Here is a 14,650-nt window from a genome sequence, read left to right as displayed (position 1 = left end):
ATATGTTGTCATTTGTTGTACAATGAAACATATCGTACAGAAGCGGGCAAAGAAATCCGCCTGAAGTGAGGTGCTGACAGTGAGTTCTTTTGATAAAACAATGCGGTTTAATTTTCCGGAAGAGCCGTATGATGAAAATGTAAAAGAAGTACTGCTTAAAGTGCATGGCGCACTTGAAGAAAAAGGGTACAATCCGATCAATCAGATTGTCGGCTATTTGCTTTCCGGAGACCCGGCGTACATCCCGCGCCATAATGATGCCCGAAACTTAATCCGCAGGCTTGAACGGGATGAAATTATTGAAGAGCTGGTCAAAACGTACCTGAAAGAGCAGCAGGAGGATCCGACATCATGAGAACGATGGGCCTTGACGCCGGCACGAAAACGGTTGGCATTGCTATCAGCGATGCATTCGGCTGGACCGCGCAGGGCATTGAAACAATAAAGATCAATGAGGCAGCAGGAGAATTCGGCATTGACCGGATCGGCGAATTAGTGCAGGAGCATGAAGTGAGCAAATTTGTTGTCGGTTTCCCGAAAAACATGAATAATACAGTAGGGCCCCGGGGAGAGGCGGCTCAAATGTTTGCAGCGCTCCTCGAGGAAACCTTCAGCCTGCCCGTTGTCCTTTGGGACGAGCGGCTGACGACAATGGCGGCGGAACGTGTATTAATTGACGCGGATGTCAGCCGGAAAAAACGTAAAAAAGTAATCGACAAAATGGCAGCCATGATGATTCTGCAAGGATATCTTGACAGCCAAAAATAATGAGGTGACCATAATGGAACACGGAGAAAAGCAAATTACAGTAATTGATGAAAATGGGAACGAGCAGCTTTGCGAAGTTTTGTTCACATTTGATAACGAAGAATTCGGTAAATCTTATGTTCTTTACTTCCCGGTTGGAGCGGAAGAAGATGACAATGAAGAAATCGAAATCCACGCATCCTCTTTCACACCGAAAGAAGACGGTGAAGACGGTGAGCTTCAGCCGATCGAATCCGATGAAGAGTGGGAAATGATCGAAGAAATGCTTAATACGTTCCTAGACGACGAAGAGCAATAAGAGAAACGTCGAAAGCTTGGAATAAAAGGATTTAATAGAAAGAAAGCCGAACGATTATGCGGAAAAAACCGCATTCGTTCGGCTTTTTTTATTTTGCAGAGTGAAACGCTTTTCTTTCCGCCTATTTCTTGTATACTATAAAAAAGAAAGATGGTGTCGAAAGGGGATTTTTATGTCGAAAGATGTTTTTCCGCCGGCTTCAGGAAAAAAGAAACGAATAAAACGGGCGATTATGGCTTTGTTTCTCTTGTTTTTCCTGCTGGCTGCTGCAGGTGCAGCGGGTGCTTATTATGTATGGCAAAGTGCTTCATCGCCGGCGGATGCCGCAAGCAATGAGGAAGTGGATATTTCTATTCCGCTCGGTTCAAGCCTGTCTTCGATTTCACAGACGCTTGAAGACAACGGAATTGTCGAAAATGCGACATTATTTAAGTATTACGTGAAATACAAAGGAGAAGGGGATTTTCAAGCAGGAGAGTATGTCCTCTCGCCGTCGATGTCTCCCGAGGAAATCATGTCCTCTTTAAAGCAAGGGAAAGTGATTGGGACGGAGGAAGGGAAACTGGCTATTCCTGAAGGCTATCAGCTGACGCAAATTGCGGAAGTCATTGCTTCGGAAACAGACCGGGAAGCAGAGGACGTTCTGGCAGTCATTAATGACCGGGCATTTGTCGAGAAAATGAAAGCGAATCATCCGGCGCTGGTAACGGATGCAGTTTTTGGCGAAAACGTTCGCTATCCGCTTGAAGGCTACTTGTATCCGGCTACGTATGACGTGCCAAGTCCGGATACGCCTGTTGAAGACATCGCCGAAGAAATGATCGCCAAAACCGATGAGGTAGTGCAAGGGTTTTCTGAGCAAATTAAAGCGTCAGGCATGACGGTCCACGAGTTTTTAACGTTTTCGTCTCTTGTAGAAGAGGAAGCAACGGGAAAAACAGACCGCAAAAAAATAGCCAGCGTTTTTTACAACCGCATGAACATTGATATGCCGCTGCAAACCGATCCAACCGTTTTATATGCAAAAGGCGAGCATCAAGCGCGGGTGTTGTATGAAGACCTGGAAATAGACTCTCCGTATAATACGTATCAAGTAAAAGGCTTAACGCCAGGACCGATTGGAAACAGCGGGGTGGATTCAATGGAAGCAGTGCTGCAGCCTGAGCAGACGGACTATTTATATTTCCTGGCCTCGCCGGCAGGAGATGTGTATTATTCCAAAACACTTGATGAACACAATACGCTAAAAGCAAAATATATTACAAATGCTGAATAAAAAGGACACATGGATTTTATCCGTGTTCTATGATAAAATAATTCGGGCACTTGAAGACACGGGAAAGCTATCATTAGCTTTCTCTTTTTCTTAGAAAGAAGGGTATTCTTACCATGAATGATCATATACACGATTATATTGAATCATTGCTAGCGCCGAGAGAAGGGCTGCTGGCTGAGATGGAGCGCTATGCAGCGGAGTACGGCGTCCCGATTATGGAGCCGGTTGGAATGGACACACTGCTGTCCATGCTGAAGCTGCAGCGTCCCGAACGGCTGCTTGAAATTGGCACAGCCATCGGCTATTCAGCACTCCGGATGACGGAGGCTGTACCAGGACTTCATGTGACGACACTTGAACGGGATGAAGAACGGCTGCAAAAAGCGAACGACTATATTGGCCGGTCAACCATTGGAGACCGCATTCATGTTTTGGCAGGAGACGCGCTTGAACTGGCCGAAAAAGCAGCGGAAGATGGTCCGTTTGACGCAATCTTTATTGATGCAGCAAAAGGACAGTACCGCCGCTTTTTTGAATTGTATGAGCCGCTGCTAAAACAAGGCGGCGTTATTTATTCAGATAATGTTTTGTTTAAAGGGTACGCTGCCGGACGGTCAGCGCCGACGAAACGGCTGGAAAAAATGGTCCAAAAAATAACAACCTATAATGAATGGCTAATGACGCATCCTGGATATGACACAACAATTGTACCAGCCGGAGATGGAATAGCGATAAGTTTAAAACGGGGTGGAGAAAAGTGAAAAAGCCGGAATTGCTTGTGACGCCTGGCAGCGTCGCTGAAATACGAAAACAAATTGAAGCTGGAGCCGATGCCTTTCTGATCGGGGAGCAGCGCTATGGTTTGCGTTTGGCGGGCGAGTTTAGCCGCGAAGACATAAAAGAAGCGATCACCATTGCCCACGAACAGGGGAAAAAAGTATATGTAGCGGTAAATGCGATTTTTCATAATGACATTGCGAATGAGCTGGACGACTATGTGGCCTTTGTGAAAGAAGCCAATGCGGATGCGATTGTATTCGGCGATCCGGCGGTTATTATGGCTGTGCGTGAAGCCGCTCCGGGGTTTCCTTTGCACTGGAGTCCTGAGACGATTGCGACCAATTACTACACGGCCAACTACTGGGGAAAACGCGGCGCCGTTCGTGCTGTGCTGGCCCGGGAGCTGAGCATGGATGCCGTTATTGAAACAAAAGAGCAGGCAGATATTCAAATTGAAGTGCAGGTGCATGGCATGACGTGCATGTTTCAATCAAAGCGCCCTCTTCTTGGCCATTATTTCGAATATATGGGCAAAAATTTGGAGATTGAAAAAAGACACGGTGCACAAAACATGCTTCTTCATGACGAAGAGCGGAGCAATAAATACCCGATTTATGAAGATGCAAACGGCACTCACATTATGAGCCCGAATGATATGTGCATCATCGACGAATTGCAGGAAATGGTGGAAGCAGGCATCGACTCCTTTAAAATTGACGGTGTCCTTCAAACAGAAGAATACCGTATTGCCACAACGACATTGTACCGGAAAGCGATTGATCTGTGCGTTGAAAATCCGGATCAGTACGAGGAAGAAAAAGAAGATATGCTTCAGGCGGCAGAAGCCCTTCAGCAAGAGCACCGTCCGCTTGACTCAGGCTTTTTCTTTAAAGAAACGGTTTATTAATAAACGAAGAAGGGGGATTCTGGCATGAATGGATTAAAAAATGATCATCTTTCAGAAATAATTGACGGCAAGCGTGTCATTGTGAAAAAGCCTGAGCTGCTGGCACCGGCAGGCACACTTGAAAAGCTGAAAATAGCGATTCGCTACGGAGCAGACGCTGTTTACATTGGCGGTCAGGAATACGGACTTCGCTCAAACGCCGGCAACTTCACTTTTGATGAAATGAAGGAAGGCGTTGCCTTTGCAAAAAGCTTCGGAGCGAAAGTATATGTGACAACAAATATTTTTGCCCATAATGAAAACATTGAAGGTCTTGAAGACTATTTGCGCGGTGTAGGCGAGGCGGGCGTCACGGGCATTATCGTGGCCGATCCGTTAATTATTGAAACGTGCCGCCGTGTCGCGCCGAACGTAGAGGTTCATTTAAGCACGCAGCAGTCGCTGTCAAACTGGCGTGCCGTGAAGTATTGGAAGGATGAAGGACTGGACCGGGTCGTATTGGCACGTGAAACGACCGGTGAAGAAATGCGCATGATGAAGGAAAAAGTGGATATTGAAATTGAAACGTTTATTCACGGAGCGATGTGCATCGCGTATTCCGGCCGCTGTGTGCTGAGCAACCATATGACAGCCCGTGATTCAAACCGGGGCGGCTGCTGCCAGTCATGCCGCTGGGATTACAATTTAGTGGAAATGGAAGACGGGCAGGAAACCGCCATTACGCAGGAGGGAGACTCTCCGTTTGCGATGAGCCCGAAGGATTTGCGCTTGCTGCAAAGCATTCCGGGGCTTATTGAACTTGGAATCGACAGCTTGAAAATTGAAGGCCGCATGAAGTCCATTCACTACGTGGCAACCGTTGTCGGCGTTTACCGGAAAGTCATTGACGCGTACTGCGCAGACCCGGAAAACTTCTCTATCAAGGACGAATGGCTTGAAGAGCTGGAAAAATGTGCGAATCGTCCGGCTGCACCGGCCTTTTTTGCCGGCACACCGGGCGCTGATGAACAGCTTTTCGGCGTTCATGGAAAAAAAGCCTCTCATGATTTCACCGGGCTTGTCGTTGATTATAATGAAACAACGCAAATGGTGACGTTGCAGCAACGTAACTTCTTCCGTCCGGGGGATACCGTTGAATTTTTCGGTCCGAACATGAGCACATTTACACAAACAGTCGGAGCCATTCAAGATGAAGACGGGAACGAATTGGATGCAGCGCGCCATCCGCTTCAAATCGTTCAGTTTCGGGTGGAGCACCCTGTTTCTAAAGATGATATGATGCGGAAGGGACTGTGACATTCATGACGAGAAAGCCGATTGTTATCGGCGTTGCGGGCGGATCCGGATCCGGTAAAACAAGTGTCGCCCGTGCGATTTACGATTATTTTCAAGGCGGCTCCATCATGATGATTGAGCAGGATTATTATTATAAAAATCAGTCCCATTTAACGTTTGAAGAGCGGCTGAATCAAAATTATGATCACCCGTTTGCGTTTGATAATGCGCTGCTGTTTGAGCAGATGACGGATCTGATGAACGGACAGCCTGTTGAAAAGCCGGTGTACGATTACGCCAATCATACCCGTTCAACAGAGACGGTTCCGCTCGATCCGAAAGACGTGATTATATTAGAAGGCATTCTCGTCCTCGAAGACGAGCGTCTGCGCAACTTGATGGATATTAAGCTGTTTGTAGACACCGATGCGGATTTGCGGTTTATCCGCCGTCTGACACGGGATATAAAAGAACGCGGACGGTCGCTGGATTCTGTCGTCGCTCAGTACACCGAGGTAGTCCGGCCGATGCACAATCAATTTATTGAACCGACGAAGCGGTATGCGGATGTCATTATCCCGATCGGCGGTGAAAACAAGGTCGCCATTGATTTATTAATTGCAAAAATACAAACAATTCTTGAACAAAAAGACATTTTATAGTATGTTTTTATGAAACAGGCATACAATGGGAAAAACGCGCGCCTTCCGAAAAGAAGGGGCGCGCTCATATTTATTTGCTTTTTTTGAACATTAAAGGAGTGGAAAAAGTTGTCGAACGAAAAAGTATACCCGATGACCCGGGAAGGCAAAGAAAAGCTGGAATCAGAACTAGAACAGTTAAAATCAGTAAAACGGAAAGAAGTTGTCGAGCGCATTAAAATCGCACGCAGCTTCGGCGACCTGTCTGAAAACTCTGAGTATGACTCAGCAAAAGAAGAGCAGGCGTTTGTGGAAGGCCGCATCGGCACGCTTGAAACAATGATTCGCAATGCGAAGATTATCGAAGAAAACGAAATGAATTCGGACGAAGTCTCGCTAGGTAAAACGGTTACATTTGTGGAGCTGCCCGATGGCGAAGAAGAAAGCTATACGATCGTCGGCAGTGCGGAAGCGGATCCATTTGAAGGAAAGATTTCAAATGATTCACCGATTGCCAAAAGCATGCTTGGCCGCCGCGTAGGCGATAAAGTTATGGTGCAAACGCCAGCAGGCGAAATGAACGTGAAAATCGTATCGATTGGATAAAAAGTAAAGCGCAAAAGGCTGACGCCTTTCGCGCTTTTTTTTCGTAAAAACTTTTAACAGGTGAACGAGACGTGTTAAAATGAAAGCGTAACGAGGAGGAGAAGCATATGGATCAATCGTCGCGTGCGGAGCGCAAAACCAAGCGGAGAAAAACAAACCGCATTTTAAATACAGCCATCGCGGTTGTTGTCCTGCTTATTATTATCGTAGGATTTACGATTTTCGCAGGTGGAAATAATGATGAAGAGCAGGCTGTTCAGGAAGAAACGCAGCAGGAACAATCCGCTGGCGTTTCAGATGAGGAATCAGATGAACCGGCAGAAGAACCGGCAGAAGAGCCTGAGCAAACGGAAGAGCCTGCAGCAGATGAAGAATCAGATGAACCTGCAGAAGAAGAAACGAAAGATGAAGAAACAGTTGTATCAGAAGGCACAGAACCGAATGTTGAGCAGGATATTGTGAATCCGGGCTGGGAAAGCGTCGGTACTTCGCAGTCGGGCGAGCATACCAATTCATTTGAAATGGACTCAACCGACTGGCAGGAAAAAGAACAGGCACTTGCTTATGCTACAGGGATTCCATTAAGTGACATGACCGTCTGGTACATTAGCGGAAACGGTCCACAAGCCGCGATCGGTACAGTTTCCCCAAAATCAAACCAGAATGAGGCATACCGTGTTCACATTGAATGGGTGGACGGTGAAGGCTGGAAACCGACAAAGGTTCAAAAGCTGAAAGAAAATGACAAAGGACGCTAAGTAAAACATCATTCCGCCGGAAGGGTTTTTCCGTCTGCGGAATGATCGTGGAACCTGCTGGTCATTTCCCGCTTTAACAGCGGGTTTTTTTGCGGATACAAATGAAAAGGGAGTCGAGACAAATGAAAATAGCCGTTATTGGTGCGATGGAAGAAGAAGTAACGATTTTACGCAGTGAAATGGAGAACAAGGACGTAAAAACAATTGCCGGAAGTGAATTTACAACCGGATTGTTGAAAGGCACCGACACCGTTTTGCTTCGCTCGGGTATCGGCAAAGTCAATGCAGCGATGACGACAGCCGTTTTGATTCATGAATTCAAGCCGGACATCATCATCAACACAGGGTCTGCGGGCGGTCTGTCACCTGATCTGCAGGTAGGGGATGTTGTTGTGTCTTCAGAAGTGCGTCATCATGACGTAGACGTTACGGCATTTGGTTACGAATATGGACAGGTGCCTCAGCTGCCGGCCGCATTTAAAGCCGATGAAAAGCTCGTTCAAGTGGCGCTGGAGGCATCAAAAGAACTGACCGATGTGAAAACGGTAAAAGGACTCATTGCCACAGGGGATTCCTTTATGAATGATCCGGTTCGTGTACAGGCAATCGGTGAGAAATTCACAAATTTACAAGCGGTGGAAATGGAAGCGGCAGCGATCGCGCAGGTGGCCCACCAATTTCAGGTGCCATTTGTTGTCATTCGCGCGCTTTCAGATATTGCTGGAAAAGAGTCTGACATTTCGTTTGATCAATTTTTGCCGAAAGCAGGGCTTCATTCAGCGAATCTTGTGATGAAAATGGCGGAACAGCTGCAATAATCAAATACAAAAAGTATTTTGTATGGTAAAGTGGAAGTAATGGAATAGGTGAATAAGAAGGAGATGGATTTGAACATGGTTATGATGATTATGGGGTTGCTTTTAGCGACAGTAACAGGCGTTATGATCTCCGTTTCAATCGATTGATGAAAACGTATTAGAAGGGTGCTCCGGATCTTTTGGAGCCCTTTTTTGTTTGGTTTGAAGTCGCTTGAATTCCTGCATCATTTTAGCGAGTGCTCTTTTTTCAATGCGGGATACGTAGCTTCTTGAAATGTTCATTCGCGCCGCGATTTCGCGCTGGGTTTCATCCTCGTCCCTTTGCAGCCCGTATCGTGCGGCAATGACCGACAATTCTCGTTCATCCAGGACCGACAGACATTTTTTCATTTGATCAATGTCCATTTGAAGGGACAGGCGGCCGGCAACATCCTCGTCTTCTGTTTTTAATAAATCAAGCAGGCTGATCTCATTTCCTTCTTTGTCGCGGCCGACTGGATCATAAAGAGAAACGTCCTTTTTTGTTTTCTTTAGTGATCGAAAGTGCATTAAAATTTCATTTTCGATGCAGCGTGCCGCATACGTCGCAAGCTTTGTTCCTTTTTTTCCGGAATAGCTTTCAATCCCTTTAATCAAGCCGATCGTGCCGATAGAAATAAGATCCTCTGTATCATGGTGCGTTTTTTCAAATTTTTTCACGATGTGGGCGACGAGGCGGAGATTGTGTTCAATCAGCTTGGCCCGGGCATGCCGGTCTCCTTTTTCATGCAGGGCTAAATATTTTTTTTCTTCCTCAGCAGACAGAGGCTGCGGAAAGGCATTATGCTTTACGTACGAAACGAAAAAAAATGCTTCCTTCAATAAAAAAGAGAGTGCGGCTGCCAGTTCAATCATGATGAATCCCTCCTTTATAAGACAATATTCAGAAGGGAGGGCGGCTATTCTTGTTTGGCTTTTTTTTGAGACTGAATGGCGCGCCGTTTCATCTCTTTTTCCATCAATGCAATAAAATCATCGTTTAGCTTTAACTGGGTTGCTTTTTTATAGGAGGAAAGCAATAATTTGTCCGATAAAGAATGCAAAAGTCATCATCTCCAAGTCGTTCATTCGTTTTTTATTAGTGTAGCAAAGAAACAGTTTGGGAACAATTGTTCTTTTTTCCACAATGACTCGTGGATAAATGGACACTTCACTCTGAATAACAGGAAGAAACCCTTTTAAAACAGGTGTGAATTTGTGTATAACGTTATCCACAGCCAGTCATTTTGCAGAATATGTCGAAAAGTTTTTGTTCTCATTATTGCTTTGTCACATACGAAAAAATGGGCTATGATAAGAGAAGCAAACGAATAGTAGGGGTGTCTTGAGTGCTGAAATTATTTTTGCCTAATGAACAAGTGAAAAGTGTCCTGGAAATTGACCCGGAACGCTTGAAACAAAAAGGAATTAAAGCGATCATTACGGATCTTGATAATACGCTTGTTGCCTGGGACCGCCCGGATGCGACGCCGGAGCTGCTGCACTGGTTTCAAGAAATACGCGATGCAGGCATTAAAGTGCTGATTGTTTCGAACAATAATCAAAAAAGGGTCAGTTCCTTTTCAACACCGCTGGACCTGCCTTTTATTTTTGAAGCAAGAAAGCCGATGGGCCGAGCATTCCGAAAAGCGATTAAGCTGCTTGGGGTGAAAAAGCATGAGACGGTGGTGATCGGCGATCAGCTGCTGACCGATGTGTTCGGCGGCAATCGAAGCGGAATTCACACGATTCTGGTCATTCCTATTGCAGCAACCGATGGATTTTGGACACAAATTAACCGTAAAATTGAGCGGCAGCTAATGGCCTTTTTTGAACGGAAAGGAATGATTCAATGGGAGGAACGAACGAAATGAATGAAGTCATGACATGTGACGGCTGCGGGGTAGCCATTCAAACAACAGACCCAAATGCGCTTGGATATGCGCCTCCATCGTCACTGGAGAAAGAAACCGTCGTTTGTAAACGGTGCTTTCGTTTAAAGCATTACAATGAAGTACAGGATGTTGAACTGACAGACGATGATTTTTTAAAAATCTTAAATACAATCGGCGATACAGATTCGTTAATTGTGAAAATAGTGGATATTTTTGATTTCAATGGAAGCTGGCTGCCGGGTCTGCATCGTTTTGCAGGGAAGAATCCCGTTTTGCTCATTGGAAATAAATCAGATTTGCTGCCGAAATCCGTCAAAAAAGAACGGGTGAAGCACTGGATGAAATACGAAGCAAGCCAGCTTGGGCTAAAGCCAGTGGACGTCCTTTTAACAAGTGCCACCGAAGGAAAAGAAATCCGTGATGCAGCTGATGCGATTGAACATTATCGCGACGGCAAGGATGTGTATGTGGTCGGCTGTACCAATGTGGGCAAGTCCACCTTTATAAATCGCATTATTAAAGAGGTAACAGGTGAAGGCGATCTGATCACGACGTCTCATTTTCCGGGCACAACGCTTGATATGATTGAAATTCCGCTTTCTGACGGCCATGTGCTTGTCGATACACCGGGCATTATCAACCGCCATCAAATGGCGCACTTTGTGGACAAGGAAAACTTGAAATATGTATTGCCGAAAAAAGAAATTAAGCCGAAAGTTTTTCAGCTGAACGAAGAACAGACGTTATTCTTCGGCGGTCTCGCCCGGTTTGATTATTTGTCAGGCGGAAGACGTGCCTTTACGTGCCACGTGTCGAATGACATCGAGATCCACCGGACGAAGCTGGAGAAAGCCGACGCTCTTTATGAGAATCATGCAGGAGAACTCCTAAAGCCGGCAGGTCACGGCGGCAAAGCGCTTGATCTCGTTCGTCAGGAGTGGACAATTAAAGAAGGAAAAACAGATATCGTTTTCTCAGGCCTTGGCTGGATTACGGTCAATGACCCGGGAGCAAAAATAGCCGCATATGTACCAAAGGGTGCAGCTGTGACGCTGCGCAAGTCGTTAATATAGGAGTGGGTCGTTTAATGAAAAAGCTATATGGGGTCATTGGCGATCCGATCAGTCATTCGATGTCGCCCGATATGCACAATGACGCTTTTCAAGCACTCGGCATTCAAGCACACTATCAACCTTTTCACGTGAAGGAGGCTGATTTGCCAAAAGCGGTAGAAGGCATGAAGGCACTCGGTATTTCGGGTTTTAATGTCACAGTCCCGCACAAAACGGCTGTTATGCCTTTGTTAGACGAGGTAGATCCGCTTGCTCAAGCGATCGGTGCAGTGAACACGGTCGTGCGGGAGCAGAACCGTTTTATCGGCTATAACACCGACGGGGAAGGTTTTTTAGCAGGCTTGATGGCAGAGTACGATGGTGACGTTCTTTCAAAGCGTATCCTGCTTGTCGGCGCAGGCGGATCGGCGCGAGCGATTTATTACACGCTGAGCCAAAAGGGAGCGCAAAAAATAGACATTGCCAACCGGACAGCGGCGCGAGCAGAAGAATTGAAGAAAAGATGTCCTTATCCGGTTGAAACCGTCGTTTTAACGATGGAGGAAGCATCAAACAAGCTCGCCAATTACGACATTATTATTCAAACGACGTCGATTGGCATGTCACCGCATGCGGAGTCGATGCCTTTATCACTTGATCATATTCGTTCGGATGCGTTTGTGGCCGATATCATATACAACCCGATTGAAACAGTGCTCATGAAGGAAGCAAGAGCACACGGTGCCAGCGCGCAAAATGGAGCAAAAATGCTTTCGTTTCAAGGAGCACTGGCGTTTGAAAAGTGGACGGGAACGATGCCGGACCCGTCGCGTATGGAAACCATTATTTACAACAAACTTGGAGGTTAACATGTTAACTGGAAAACAAAAGCGATTTTTACGGGCAGAAGCCCATCACTTAGACCCGATTTTTCAAGTGGGGAAAGGCGGCGTCAGTGAAAACATGACGACACAAATTGCGGAAGCGCTAGAAGTACGCGAACTGATCAAAATCAGCATTCTGCAAAACAATGAAGATGACAAGCATGAAGTGGCAGCGGCTCTTGCAAAGGGCGCAAAAGCAGAACTTGTTCAACTGATCGGGCATACCGTCGTATTATATAAAGAATCGAAAGAAAACAAAAAAATCGTGCTGCCCCGATGAAAAAAATTGGCATTTTAGGCGGAACCTTTAATCCGCCGCATGTTGGCCACTTAATTGCAGCCAATGAAGTGCTCGGTGCATTAAAGCTGGATGAAGTCCGTTTTATGCCCAACTCGATTCCGCCTCATAAACGGCTGGCAGGGCACGTGCCGGATGAGCACCGTCTGCGAATGACAGAGCTCGCCATCGAAGACAACGAAGCCTTTTCTACAGAAACAATTGAGCTTGAACGGGCGGGCGTGTCGTATACGATTGAGACAATGCGGGAATTGATAAAGCAAGAGCCGGATTCCTCTTTTTATTTCATTATTGGTGCAGATATGATTGAATATTTGCCGAACTGGAAGGACATCGATGAACTCACGAAGCTTGTCACCTTTGTTGGTGTGAAAAGACCCGGCTATTCCACCCTAACACCGTATCCGGTGACGCTGGTTGAAACACCTGAAATTCATTTGTCCTCGACAGTGATCCGGAACAAAGCGGCAAGCAACGAAACACTTCGCTATTTGCTGCCGGAGCCGGTGATCGGATATATAAAGGAGAATGGGATATATGGATCAGGAAAAGGCCCTTCAGCTCGTTAAGAAGCAATTAACAGACAAACGGTATGAGCACACTTTAGGCGTTATGAAAACGGCTGTCCAGCTCGCTGAACGCTACGGTGCCGATGCGAAAAAAGCAGAAATCGCCGCTGTTTTTCACGATTACGCAAAGTTTCGTCCAAAAGAAGAAATGAAGCAGCTGCTGATCGAGGAGCAAGAGGATGAGCGTCTTCTTCACTTTCACCACGAGCTGTGGCATGCTCCGGCCGGTGCGATTTTGGTGAAAAAAGAAGCCGGCATTGAGGATGAGGATATCTTGTCTGCAATCCGGTGGCATACAACAGGCCGTCCTGGCATGACTTTACTTGAAAAAATTGTGTATTTAGCAGACTATATTGAGCCTGGCCGCGTGTTTCCGGGTGTAGAAGAAGTAAGAAAAACGGCTGAACAGGATTTAAATAAAGCGGTTCTGGCCGCTGTGAAAAATTCGATTTTATTTTTAATGAGCAAAAAGCAGCCGGTTTTTCCGGTTACGATGGATACGTACAATGATCTTATTCAGAATGGAGACGATGGTTAATTGACAGAACAACAGCAATTACTTCAGACAGTAACGAAAGCAGCGGATGATAAACGGGCAGAGAATATTACGGCCCTTGATATGGAAGGCATTTCACCGGTTGCCGATTATTTCGTTATTTGTCATGGGAATTCAGATAAGCAGGTTCAGGCTATTGCACGAGAAGTAAAAGAAAAAGCTGAAGAGCTCGGATTGGACATTAAACGGATGGAAGGATTCGACGAAGCGCGCTGGGTGCTGATTGACATCGGTGACGTAGTTGTTCATGTATTCCACCGTGATGAACGAGTGTATTACAACCTGGAGCGCCTTTGGGGCGATGCACCGCATGTTGATGTGCTGACATCATGAGCTACAGCCGGTTTGCCTCTGTATACGATGCGCTGATGAATGATGCGCCCTATGATGAGTGGGAAGCATACGTAAAGCAGGAATCGGCCGGAGGCTCTCTTTTAGATATCGGGTGCGGAACAGGCGAGCTGGCAGTCCGTTTCGCCAGGGCCGGCTACCGTGTAACGGGAATCGACCTTTCTGATGAAATGCTTGCTGTCGCGCGTGATAAAGCAGACCAGCATCAGGTGTCCATGCCGCTTTTCCAGCAGGATATGCGGGAAATGGAAGGGCTCGGCTTGTTTGATATCGCTGCTATTTTTTGTGACTCGTTAAATTATTTGGAAACAGAAGAGGACGTGGAGCGGACATTCCGCTCTGTGTTTGCCCACTTGAAGGAAGGCGGCTTGTTTTTGTTCGACGTCCACAGCGTCTTTAAAGTAAATGAAGTGTTTACGAGCCAGACGTTTGCAGATGCCGGAGAAGACGTATCTTTTATTTGGAACGCTTTTCCCGGAGAAGAAGCAGACAGTGTCGAGCATGAACTAACGTTTTTTGTTCAAGCAGAAAATGGGACGTATGAACGGTTTGATGAACTGCACCGCCAGCGTACCTTCCAGCCGGAGCAGTACAAAGACTGGCTGATAAAGGCAGGCTTCACCGTAGAAAGCATAACAGCTGACTTTACAGCAAGCGAACCTACCGAGCAGTCAGAACGAATTTTCTTCAAAGCCAAAAAGAACAGCTGCTGAGCTGTTCTTTTTCGTGCTGTTGAAAAAACAATGTGTCATTGAAAACCAGTTGACCATTTCTCTTTTTCAAGGCTATCGTGCTTGCGCGAACACAGTCCGGGCGGCTTCTGCAGGACTTCGCGTTCGGAGGGGCGGGCGGTGAGCTAACTTTTGTCGCTTTGCTCCAAAAGTGGATCTCACCTGCCCC

At 46.4% G+C, this 14,650-nt stretch carries 21 protein-coding genes; 19 read left to right on the top strand and 2 right to left on the bottom strand.

The window, feature by feature from the left end; all coding sequences use genetic code 11:
* The first annotated feature begins 79 nt into the window (after nt 1–79).
* The 11 genes from BW952_RS03120 (at nt 80) to mtnN (ending at nt 8,127) form a co-directional block, all read left to right on the top strand.
* A complete protein-coding gene (locus BW952_RS03120) occupies nt 80–355 on the top strand; it encodes an IreB family regulatory phosphoprotein (RefSeq protein ID WP_045849762.1) in 276 nt (91 codons plus the stop codon).
* Nucleotides 352–768 carry a Holliday junction resolvase RuvX gene (gene ruvX, locus BW952_RS03115; protein ID WP_045849761.1) on the top strand — a complete coding sequence of 139 codons (417 nt, stop codon included), beginning with the start codon at nt 352–354 and terminating at the stop codon, nt 766–768. Before BW952_RS03120 ends, ruvX begins: the two co-directional genes overlap by 4 nt.
* 13 nt (nt 769–781) lie before the next feature.
* Entirely contained in the window at nt 782–1,066 is a 285-nt protein-coding gene (locus BW952_RS03110; RefSeq protein ID WP_045849760.1) for a DUF1292 domain-containing protein, read from the top strand.
* 172 nt (nt 1,067–1,238) lie between these two features.
* A complete protein-coding gene (gene mltG / locus BW952_RS03105; protein ID WP_045849759.1) occupies nt 1,239–2,342 on the top strand; it encodes an endolytic transglycosylase MltG in 1,104 nt (367 codons plus the stop codon).
* A 113-nt stretch (nt 2,343–2,455) separates the two neighbouring features.
* Nucleotides 2,456–3,103 (top strand): O-methyltransferase, encoded by a 648-nt coding sequence (locus tag BW952_RS03100; protein ID WP_045849758.1) that lies wholly within the window; start codon nt 2,456–2,458, stop codon nt 3,101–3,103.
* Entirely contained in the window at nt 3,100–4,029 is a 930-nt protein-coding gene (locus tag BW952_RS03095) for a peptidase U32 family protein (RefSeq protein WP_045849757.1), read from the top strand. Before BW952_RS03100 ends, BW952_RS03095 begins: the two co-directional genes overlap by 4 nt.
* Nucleotides 4,030–4,053: 24 nt before the next feature.
* Complete coding sequence (locus BW952_RS03090; RefSeq protein ID WP_045849756.1) at nt 4,054–5,325, top strand: peptidase U32 family protein; 1,272 nt, start codon at nt 4,054–4,056, stop codon at nt 5,323–5,325.
* Between the two features lie 5 nt (nt 5,326–5,330).
* The gene (gene udk / locus BW952_RS03085) at nt 5,331–5,966 is read left to right on the top strand and encodes a uridine kinase (RefSeq protein WP_045849837.1); all 636 of its coding nucleotides are present in this window, start codon (nt 5,331–5,333) and stop codon (nt 5,964–5,966) included.
* Between the two features lie 108 nt (nt 5,967–6,074).
* Nucleotides 6,075–6,551: a transcription elongation factor GreA gene (gene greA, locus BW952_RS03080; protein ID WP_045849755.1), complete on the top strand. Its 477-nt coding sequence runs from the start codon at nt 6,075–6,077 to the stop codon at nt 6,549–6,551.
* 107 nt (nt 6,552–6,658) lie between these two features.
* Nucleotides 6,659–7,309, top strand: a complete 651-nt coding sequence (locus BW952_RS03075) for a DUF1510 family protein (protein ID WP_045849754.1) — start codon at nt 6,659–6,661, stop codon at nt 7,307–7,309.
* 122 nt (nt 7,310–7,431) lie between these two features.
* Nucleotides 7,432–8,127 (top strand): 5'-methylthioadenosine/S-adenosylhomocysteine nucleosidase, encoded by a 696-nt coding sequence (mtnN, locus tag BW952_RS03070; protein WP_045849753.1) that lies wholly within the window; start codon nt 7,432–7,434, stop codon nt 8,125–8,127.
* A 135-nt stretch (nt 8,128–8,262) separates the two neighbouring features.
* Here mtnN and sigK read toward each other — a convergent pair whose 3' ends face one another.
* Both sigK and sda read right to left on the bottom strand, forming a co-directional pair.
* Nucleotides 8,263–9,021, bottom strand: coding sequence for an RNA polymerase sporulation sigma factor SigK (sigK, locus tag BW952_RS03065; RefSeq protein WP_045849752.1), 759 nt, complete (start codon nt 9,019–9,021; stop codon nt 8,263–8,265).
* Between the two features lie 44 nt (nt 9,022–9,065).
* Entirely contained in the window at nt 9,066–9,209 is a 144-nt protein-coding gene (gene sda / locus BW952_RS03060; protein WP_045849751.1) for a sporulation histidine kinase inhibitor Sda, read from the bottom strand.
* A 285-nt stretch (nt 9,210–9,494) separates the two neighbouring features.
* Between sda and BW952_RS03055 the strand changes: the two genes are divergently transcribed.
* Genes BW952_RS03055 through BW952_RS03020 form a run of 8 tightly spaced genes read left to right on the top strand, consistent with a single transcriptional unit; the run spans nt 9,495 to nt 14,463 of the window.
* Nucleotides 9,495–10,019, top strand: a complete 525-nt coding sequence (locus BW952_RS03055) for a YqeG family HAD IIIA-type phosphatase (RefSeq protein WP_045849750.1) — start codon at nt 9,495–9,497, stop codon at nt 10,017–10,019.
* Nucleotides 10,016–11,113, top strand: a complete 1,098-nt coding sequence (gene yqeH, locus BW952_RS03050) for a ribosome biogenesis GTPase YqeH (RefSeq protein ID WP_045849749.1) — start codon at nt 10,016–10,018, stop codon at nt 11,111–11,113. Before BW952_RS03055 ends, yqeH begins: the two co-directional genes overlap by 4 nt.
* A 14-nt stretch (nt 11,114–11,127) precedes the next feature.
* Nucleotides 11,128–11,961 carry a shikimate dehydrogenase gene (aroE, locus tag BW952_RS03045; protein ID WP_045849748.1) on the top strand — a complete coding sequence of 278 codons (834 nt, stop codon included), beginning with the start codon at nt 11,128–11,130 and terminating at the stop codon, nt 11,959–11,961.
* Nucleotide 11,962: 1 nt separating this feature from the next.
* Nucleotides 11,963–12,256, top strand: coding sequence for a ribosome assembly RNA-binding protein YhbY (gene yhbY / locus BW952_RS03040; protein ID WP_045849747.1), 294 nt, complete (start codon nt 11,963–11,965; stop codon nt 12,254–12,256).
* Complete coding sequence (locus BW952_RS03035) at nt 12,253–12,843, top strand: nicotinate-nucleotide adenylyltransferase (RefSeq protein WP_045849746.1); 591 nt, start codon at nt 12,253–12,255, stop codon at nt 12,841–12,843. Before yhbY ends, BW952_RS03035 begins: the two co-directional genes overlap by 4 nt.
* Nucleotides 12,812–13,381, top strand: coding sequence for a bis(5'-nucleosyl)-tetraphosphatase (symmetrical) YqeK (gene yqeK, locus BW952_RS03030; RefSeq protein ID WP_045849745.1), 570 nt, complete (start codon nt 12,812–12,814; stop codon nt 13,379–13,381). The genes BW952_RS03035 and yqeK overlap by 32 nt, the downstream gene beginning before the upstream one ends.
* Nucleotides 13,382–13,732, top strand: coding sequence for a ribosome silencing factor (rsfS, locus tag BW952_RS03025; protein WP_045849744.1), 351 nt, complete (start codon nt 13,382–13,384; stop codon nt 13,730–13,732).
* Entirely contained in the window at nt 13,729–14,463 is a 735-nt protein-coding gene (locus BW952_RS03020) for a class I SAM-dependent DNA methyltransferase (protein WP_045849743.1), read from the top strand. The genes rsfS and BW952_RS03020 overlap by 4 nt, the downstream gene beginning before the upstream one ends.
* Nucleotides 14,464–14,650: the final 187 nt, after the last annotated feature.

Source organism: Domibacillus enclensis (assembly GCF_900156125.1).
Classification (GTDB): Bacteria; Bacillota; Bacilli; order Bacillales; family Domibacillaceae; genus Domibacillus; species Domibacillus enclensis.
Note: the sequence above shows the minus strand (reverse complement) of the source record. Positions and strands in the feature narration are given on the sequence as shown.

What these genes read in the sequence shown, in the direction of transcription:
- BW952_RS03035 (WP_045849746.1), top strand. Translation starts at nt 12,253, where the DNA reads ATGAAAAAAATTGGCATTTTAGGCGGAACCTTTAATCCGCCGCATGTT.
- BW952_RS03090 (WP_045849756.1), top strand. Translation starts at nt 4,054, where the DNA reads ATGAATGGATTAAAAAATGATCATCTTTCAGAAATAATTGACGGCAAG.
- BW952_RS03075 (WP_045849754.1), top strand. Translation starts at nt 6,659, where the DNA reads ATGGATCAATCGTCGCGTGCGGAGCGCAAAACCAAGCGGAGAAAAACA.
- aroE (WP_045849748.1), top strand. Translation starts at nt 11,128, where the DNA reads ATGAAAAAGCTATATGGGGTCATTGGCGATCCGATCAGTCATTCGATG.
- mltG (WP_045849759.1), top strand. Translation starts at nt 1,239, where the DNA reads ATGTCGAAAGATGTTTTTCCGCCGGCTTCAGGAAAAAAGAAACGAATA.
- BW952_RS03110 (WP_045849760.1), top strand. Translation starts at nt 782, where the DNA reads ATGGAACACGGAGAAAAGCAAATTACAGTAATTGATGAAAATGGGAAC.
- BW952_RS03100 (WP_045849758.1), top strand. Translation starts at nt 2,456, where the DNA reads ATGAATGATCATATACACGATTATATTGAATCATTGCTAGCGCCGAGA.
- yqeK (WP_045849745.1), top strand. Translation starts at nt 12,812, where the DNA reads ATGGATCAGGAAAAGGCCCTTCAGCTCGTTAAGAAGCAATTAACAGAC.
- ruvX (WP_045849761.1), top strand. Translation starts at nt 352, where the DNA reads ATGAGAACGATGGGCCTTGACGCCGGCACGAAAACGGTTGGCATTGCT.
- udk (WP_045849837.1), top strand. Translation starts at nt 5,331, where the DNA reads ATGACGAGAAAGCCGATTGTTATCGGCGTTGCGGGCGGATCCGGATCC.
- yhbY (WP_045849747.1), top strand. Translation starts at nt 11,963, where the DNA reads ATGTTAACTGGAAAACAAAAGCGATTTTTACGGGCAGAAGCCCATCAC.
- BW952_RS03020 (WP_045849743.1), top strand. Translation starts at nt 13,729, where the DNA reads ATGAGCTACAGCCGGTTTGCCTCTGTATACGATGCGCTGATGAATGAT.
- yqeH (WP_045849749.1), top strand. Translation starts at nt 10,016, where the DNA reads ATGAATGAAGTCATGACATGTGACGGCTGCGGGGTAGCCATTCAAACA.
- sigK (WP_045849752.1), bottom strand. Translation starts at nt 9,021, where the DNA reads ATGATTGAACTGGCAGCCGCACTCTCTTTTTTATTGAAGGAAGCATTT.
- mtnN (WP_045849753.1), top strand. Translation starts at nt 7,432, where the DNA reads ATGAAAATAGCCGTTATTGGTGCGATGGAAGAAGAAGTAACGATTTTA.